3 protein-coding genes are annotated in these 7,493 nt (G+C 69.4%); 2 read left to right on the top strand and 1 reads right to left on the bottom strand.

The features are described from left to right. Window positions 1–313: 313 nt before the first annotated feature. Window positions 314–4,888 (top strand): AAA family ATPase, encoded by a 4,575-nt coding sequence (locus U9980_RS08930; RefSeq protein ID WP_322767494.1) that lies wholly within the window; start codon window positions 314–316, stop codon window positions 4,886–4,888. Between the two features lie 51 nt (window positions 4,889–4,939). After that, entirely contained in the window at window positions 4,940–7,087 is a 2,148-nt protein-coding gene (locus U9980_RS08925; protein WP_322767493.1) for a serine/threonine-protein kinase, read from the top strand. 21 nt (window positions 7,088–7,108) lie between these two features. Here the strand turns inward: U9980_RS08925 and U9980_RS08920 are convergent. Next, on the bottom strand, window positions 7,109–7,493 hold a 385-nt coding region (locus tag U9980_RS08920), incomplete at its 5' end, for a DUF3710 domain-containing protein (protein ID WP_322767492.1).

Genomic DNA, 7,493 nt, shown 5'->3' with positions numbered 1-7,493 from the left:
AACCCACCGCACCCGCCCCGCACCGCACCGCACCGCACCGCACCGCACCGCACCGCACCGCACCGCACCCGCTGGAGACTCACTGTGTCGCCGGCAGGCATACAAAGCGCCGGGATCCAGCTCGACCGCCAGCCTCCGATTACGGCAGGCCTTGGCGGGTAGGCCGAAGGCGACCAATTTCGATCATCGATCCGTGGTAGCTCGACGGAATCGCGCACCTGCGCTGACCCGCTGATCGCAACGACCCGGGCACGCGGCCTCGGAGGGATCTGCATTGTCCGATCCGGCACGTCCGCGTATTGCGGAACTCGGATTGAGTCGTCCGGGGTCCATCGTCCTGATCGTCGACACGGGGGAACCCACGTCCGGCCCGAGCCCCTCGTTCCCGGCCGCTGGCCCGGCGGCTGCCGAGCTGGGCCGTGTCCTGGTGGAGCGGTGCGGACTGAACACGGACAGCCTGCGGATGCTGACCGAACCGGTCACCGCCACCGAGCTTGGTCTGGCCATCAGCGACGCCGCGGAGACCGCTACCGACCTACTGCTCGTCTACTATCTGGGACATCTCGTGCAGGAGCAGGCGGGGGATCTCCACCTTGCCACCGCGGCGACAGACCTGCGACCCGACCGGCTGGGTCTCACCGCGCTGCCGCTGACCTCGGCGCTCACCCGGCTACAGGCGGGCCGGGCCACCGAACGCGGCCTGATGATCGACGGCTGTCTGATCACCACCCGCTACGGGAGCAGCCAGACCGACGATGCCGTCTGCCCGGCAGCCCCCGTGCTCACCAAAGCGCAGCGAGGCGTCATCGAAGAGCAGGTCAGCGAGATCGATCTCACGTTGTCGGCTGTTTGGACGGGATCTGGCGACGATGCTCCGACCGTAAGGCCGGACTATGACCGGGCCGAGGCCGAGGGGACCCCGCTGTCGCAGGAACTGTTGCGGCTGCTCCTCAACGGCGACCCCGACGGACCTCCGGAACTGACCGTCGACCGTCTCTACCACCAGGGTGCCCGCAACCTGGTGGCGCGCGGCTGTCCCCGTCCGCTGCGACGGGCCGGGCGCTGGGCGGACACGACGGTACTGGCCCACAATCCGGCACACACCCCGCCGATCGCCGACGTGGAAGCTCCTGACACACGTGTGCTGACCGCTCTTCCCACCCCGCTCGCCGAGGCCGGCAGGATTGCCCATGAGCCGGGCCAGCCGGGCGTCCAGGAAGTCGACGGGCACTCGGACGTGGCGTCGGAGGTCGCCTGCCCCTACCCCGGGCTCGCATCCTTCGACCGCAGTTCGATGCAGTGGTTCTTCGGCCGGGAGCGGGCCACCGCCGACCTGCTGACCCGGCTGGACGCGCGGCTCACCGAAGCCGGTCCGCTGATGATCGTGGGGCCGTCCGGATCAGGTAAGTCATCCCTGCTGCGGGCCGGGATGCTGCCGGCGCTCACCAACGGCGCCCTGTCCGGCTCGCGGCGGTGGCAACAGATTGTGCTGGTCCCGACCGACCATCCAGTGCGCGAACTGGCCGAGCAACTGGTCACGATTGGCAACCTTCCCGTACCGATCGGCAGCACCCTCGAATCCCTCGTTACCGAACACAACCGGTTCATCACATCACTGTCAGAGGTAAGCGGCCGGCACGCTGGGCTGGAGGCGACCGCCGACGACCGCGTCCTACTCGTCATCGACCAGTTCGAGGAGACGTTCACGCTCTGCGCCGACGACGCCGAGCGCACGGCATTCGTTGGCGCGCTGGCCGCCGCAGCCCGAGGAACCGAGAACACCAGCCCGCCAGCCGTGGTCGTGCTGGGGTTGCGTGCCGACTTCTACGGCCGCTGTGCCGCCTTCCCCGAACTCATCGAAGCGTTGCAGCGCGGCCCGGTCGTGGTGGGTCCGATGAGTGCGGCCGAGGTACGGGACGCCATCGTGTGCCCGGCGGAGGCGGTCGGCCTGGCCGTCGAGCCCGGCCTCGTCGAGTTGATCATCCACGATCTCGGGGCCGGCGATGAGCGGGTCGTGACCGACCCCGGTTCGTTGCCGCTGCTCGCACACGCGCTGCTGGCCACCTGGCAGGAGCGCGACGGTGAGGTTCTCACTGTCGCGGGCTACCGGCGCAGCGGCGGACTACACGGAGCGATCGCCACGACTGCCGAGCACACCTATGCCCGCTTTGACGCGGCCGGCCAGGATGCGGCCCGCAGGCTGATGCTGCGGATGGTGCGCATCGGTGACCGCACGGACGACACCCGCCTGCGGGTCCGGCGCGACGTGCTCCTCGCCGAGGCCGGCGAGCCGGCAGCCGCCACAGCTGTCCTGGACGCGCTGATTGCCGCCCGGTTGGTGACTGTCGACGCCGGCGGCGTCCAGATCACCCACGAGGCCCTGCTGCGGTCGTGGCCACGGCTGCGGGAGTGGATCGACATCGACCGGGCCGGGGCGCTCACCCGACAGCAGATCGCCGACGCCACCGAAACCTGGGACACCAGCGGCCGGGACCCGTCCTACCTGTTCTCCGGCACCCGGCTGGCCGGCGCCCGCGAGTGGGCTGCGGCCAGCGATCGCCGGGGAGGGCTCAGCCCGCCGGCCCAGGACTTCGTCACTGCCGGCATCGCCCGCGAGCAGGCCGAAACCGCACATACCCAGCGCCGAACCCGACGGCTCAAGCAACTTGTCGCCGTCCTGACGGTGCTGGTGCTGCTCGCGACCGGTGCGACGGTGTTCGCGCTCCAGCAACGTTCCTCGGCCACCGCAGCCCGTGACCGGGCGCTTTCCCAGCGCATCGCAACGCAGGCGGACACGCTGCGCCCGTCCGACCCGGGCGTCGCGGCCCAGCTCGGCGTGGTTGCCTACCGACTGGCCCGGACACCGGAAGCACGCAGTGCCGTCCTCTCCTCGTTCAGCAGTGGCTACGGATTCGCCACCCGGCACCTGGCGGGACACACCCGGGCCGTCGGGGCCGTCGCCTACAGCCGGGACGGCCGGCTGGTGGCCACCGCGAGTGACGACTGGACGGTAAAGCTCTGGGACGCGACCAACCCCCGCCGACCCGATGCCGTCGGCACGTTGCGCGGCCACCAGCTCGCTGCCAAATCCGTGGCGTTCAGCCCCGACGGGCGAACCGTTGCGACCGGCAGCGACGACCGTACCGTCAAACTGTGGGACATCACCGACCCGGCCCGTCCCGCCGTGCGGACCACCCTGCCCACAGCCGCCGGCTCGGTGTTCGGACTCGCCTACAGCCCGGACAACCGACTGTTGGCCACCGGTGGGTACGGCGACACCGTCCGGTTGTGGGATGTCGGCAATCCGTCGGCGGTGGCTCTCGCGGGGACCGTGACCGGCCACCACGGCGCCATCCGGGCGGTCGCCTTCAGCCCCGACGGAAAGCTGCTCGCGACCGGAAGCGAGGACGGCGCCGCCAAGCTGTGGGATGTCACCGACCCGAACAGCCCCGGGTACGTCAGCAACCTGACCGGTGACACCGGCGGCAACGTCGTCGATCCCGACACCCGGATCCGCGCGGTGGCGTTCAGCGGCGACGGTACGTCAATTGTCACTGGAGGTAATGACTCTGAGGCGCGGGTGTTCAGCATCACGGATCCCAAGAGCCCCAGCCAGGTTCAGGTGATCGACTCCGTGGTGCCCATCGTCTCCGTCGCGTTCAGCCCGGACAGCCGCATGGTGGCCATCGCAACGGGTGCCGTGGTCGAGCTGCACAACGCCCACGACTACTCCGACATCGTGTCGTCCTTCGCGCACGGCACGGCCGCCTGGGCGGTGGCATTCAGCCCGGACGGCCGGTCCCTGGCCACCGGCGCGGACGACGGCTCGGTGAAGCTGTGGGACACCCCCGGCCCAGTCCTCTTCGGTCATCACCGGTTCCTGTGGAGTGTGGACGCGTCGCCGAAGGGTCACGTTATCGCGACCGGTGACTACGACAACACCGTCCGACTGTGGGACGTCAGCAATCAGTACAATCCTGTCAGTATCTCCGTGCTCACCGGTCACACCGGCGCCACCGGAGCGGTGAAGTTCCGACCCGACGGCCGCGTACTCGCGACCGGCAGCGTCGACAAGACGATCAAACTCTGGGATGTCGCAGACCCACGGAATCCGGTGTCGCTGGCCACGGTGACCACGGACATCGACGCGGTCAACGATCTGTCCTTCAGCCCGGACGGCCAGACGATGGTGGTCGCGGGTGACAGCGGAGGCATCCAGCTCTGGAATGTGACCGACCCACGGCAGCCCCAGGCGCTGGCCGCCATGTCGGCGGCTCACCCCTCCGGCGCGTCCGCGGCCGTGTTCAGTCCGGACGGGACCACCGTCGCCTCCGCGGGCAAGGACCGCACCGTGCGCCTCTGGGACGTCCGTGACCGCACCCGACCGGTCGAGATCGGACGCCTGACGCAGTTCGGCTCCGGTGTGTACGGTGTCGCCTTCTCCTCGGACGGACGAACGTTGGCCACCGGGGGCAGCGACCGGACCATCACCCTGTGGGATGTCTCGACTCCCGACTCGCCACGCCTGCGCTCGACCCTCACCGGACACGGCGGCGGCGTGAACACCGTCGCGTTCAGCCCCGACAACCGCACGCTCGCCTCTGGCGCGGCGGATTCCACCGTCCGGCTCTGGGACATCCACGACACCGCTCGGCCCGCGCTCCTCGCCGACCTTCGGGGTTACTACAACGCCTTCTCCGAGGTGGCGTTCAGCCCGAACGGCGCCACCCTCTACGGCGCACCCTTCCAGGTCGTCGGCTTCACCTGGGACCTCGACCCCGACACGGTCATCCAGCGGGTCTGCGACCGGGTCGGCGATCCACTCACCCGTAGCGAGTGGGCGCAGTATGTGGGCGACCTGCCGTACAAACCGCCATGCCAATCATGATCAAAATCATCCGGACGGACGATCCCGCCCGGGCCGCACCGGACGTCACACGTGCTCATTGAACGGGACCGGGTCGAGGCAATTCTGCCCGGCTATCACATCGCGGAGGTCCTCGGTCACGGTGGGTCCGGCATCGTGCTGGCCGGCCGGCATCGCCGCCTCGATCGACCTGTCGCGATCAAGATAGTAGCCTCCCGGGGAGGCCGGATCGACGAGCACGGCCGATTCCTGTCCGAAGCCCGGGTACTGGCCTGCCTGGACCATCCACATCTGGTGCGGATCTACGACTACGTCGAGACCGAGGACCTGTGTCTCCTCGTGATGGAACTGCTTCCCGGTGGAAGTGTGCGCACCCGGGCGTCGGCCGGCCTGACCATCGACACGGTCTGCGCGATCGGCCTGGCCGCGGCGGGTGCGCTGGATTGCGCCCACGCCAGTCATATCCTGCATCGGGACATCAAGCCGGACAACATGCTCTTCACGGCGGACGGACTTCTCAAGGTCACCGACTTCGGCATCGCAAAGATCGACGACAGCTCCAGCGCCATCGCCACTGCGCAGGTGGGCACCCCCGCGTACATGTCCCCCGAGCAGATCACCGGTCGCCGGCTCAGCGCTTCGTCCGACGTGTACTCCCTCGGAATCGTCCTCTACGAGCTGTTGACCGGGCGGCCGCCCTTCCCGCTGGACATGCCGCTGCTGGAGCTGCTGCGTCACCACGTCGAGGTGAACCCGCCACCACTGCACCATGCGCCACCCGTGCTCGCAGACCTGCTCACCCGGTCGCTGCGCAAGGACCCGACGCAACGCCATCCCTCGGCCGCGACGTTCGCCCTGGACCTCGCCGCCGCGGCCGCGGGCATCCTGGGACCGGACTGGCTTGCCAGGTGCCCACTGCCGCTGCGGCTCGAGGACGAGGTTCGCGACGCCGCCCGCAGCCGGACCGATATCGACACCGGTCGTCGCGCCACGGACTCACCGTCAGCGCCCCTGGCCGGGGCTGCTGCGCCGAGCGATCCGTCCGGCCCGCCGCTGCGCATCGCCGATTCGGCATCGGATGTTTCGGCACCCGATGGGAATGCCGCCCCGGCGGCTCCAGGCCGGACGCCGTCCCGCCGTAACACGCCACGTCCGTTGATGCGTCGTGCCGCCGCACGGTGGGCCGATCACCTCCGGTCACGAACACCCAGCGACAAACCACGCAACCGGTCGGATATGGACGACGCACGGATCGATTACCCCTTCGGGCTTGCCGTCGAGGACGATGGCACGATCTACGTCTCCAGCCCGTTCCTGAACCGGATCAGTCGCATCGACCCCGACGGAGGGATCAGCGCGGTCGCCGGTACCGGCAAAGCGGGCTTCGCCGGCAACGGCGGTCCGGCGCTCGACGCCGAGTTGGACAGCCCGCACGGCATTGCGGCCGGCCGCGACGGGTGCCTCTACATCGCCGACAGCTTCAACAACCGCATCCGTCGCATCGATCCGCAGGGGATGATCGAGGTTGTCGCCGGCGGCGGCGGGGAATCCGGCCCCGCCATCCCGCCGGCCGGCACCGCGGCGGCTCATCTGAGCCTCAAACGCCCCCATGGGGTGACGCTCGACGCCACCGGTGCGCTCTACGTGGCCTGCACGGACAGCCACCAGATACTGCGGCTAACCCCAGACGGCGCTGTCCTGGTCCTGGCGGGCATCGGCACACCGGGGTTCTCCGGCGACGGCGGACCCGCGACGCTGGCACGTCTGAACCGGCCGTACGCGGTGGCCCTCAACAATCGGGGCGAAGCGTACATAGCCGACACCGGCAACAAGCGGGTCCGCCGGGTCACTCAGGATGGCCAAATCGTCACGATCGCCGGTGTCGTCTACGGCGGCCCGGTGAGCGACGGCACACCTGCGCTGATGGCCGCCATCGGCCCGCCGCACAGCATCGCGGCCGCCTCAACCGGAACTCTTTATATCGCAGATCCCGACAACCGCCGTATCTGGGCGGTCACAGCGGACGGTGCCATTGCGACCGCCGCGGGGTCCGGACGGCCGGGATCGTCCGGCGACAACGACCTCGCATCACACGCCACCCTCGGCCGCCCCCAAGGAGTGGCAACAGGTGCCGACGGCAGCGTGTACATCGCAGACTCAGGTACGCACAGCGTGAGACGCGTCGACCCGCTGGGACGTATCACCACCGTCGCGCCCTGACCAGCCCAGCTAGCTAGCCAGCTAGCCGATTTCTGCGATCCGTACGCCCGGAGCCGGCATGTGCGTCGCAGTCTTGGCGACGCCGGGCCTGACATCGTGTGGGTCCACATCGTGCGGGTCCACATCGGGCTGGTCCGCGGGGTCGTGCGACCCGTGCGGATCGGTGACCTCTTTCGGCAGCTTCAGCGGCAGCGGATCACGTAGGGGCATCGCCTGGTCACCACGGACCACGACGAGCTGATGCAGCGATTGCGTCAGCAGCGGCGCGGCCTGGGGATCGAGCGCGCCGTTGCCGGTGAGCACGATCCGCAGGAACCAGCGCGGACCGTCGATCCCCATCATCGTGCCGGGCATGAACTCACCCGTTACGGCGGTAGGCAGCCGCAGGCGCAGTTCGCTGCCGTAG

It is taken from the genome of Protofrankia sp. Cr1, from assembly GCF_963555865.1.
In the GTDB taxonomy this organism is placed as follows: Bacteria; Actinomycetota; Actinomycetes; order Frankiales; family Frankiaceae; genus Protofrankia.
This window is presented reverse-complemented; position numbering and strand designations above follow the sequence as displayed.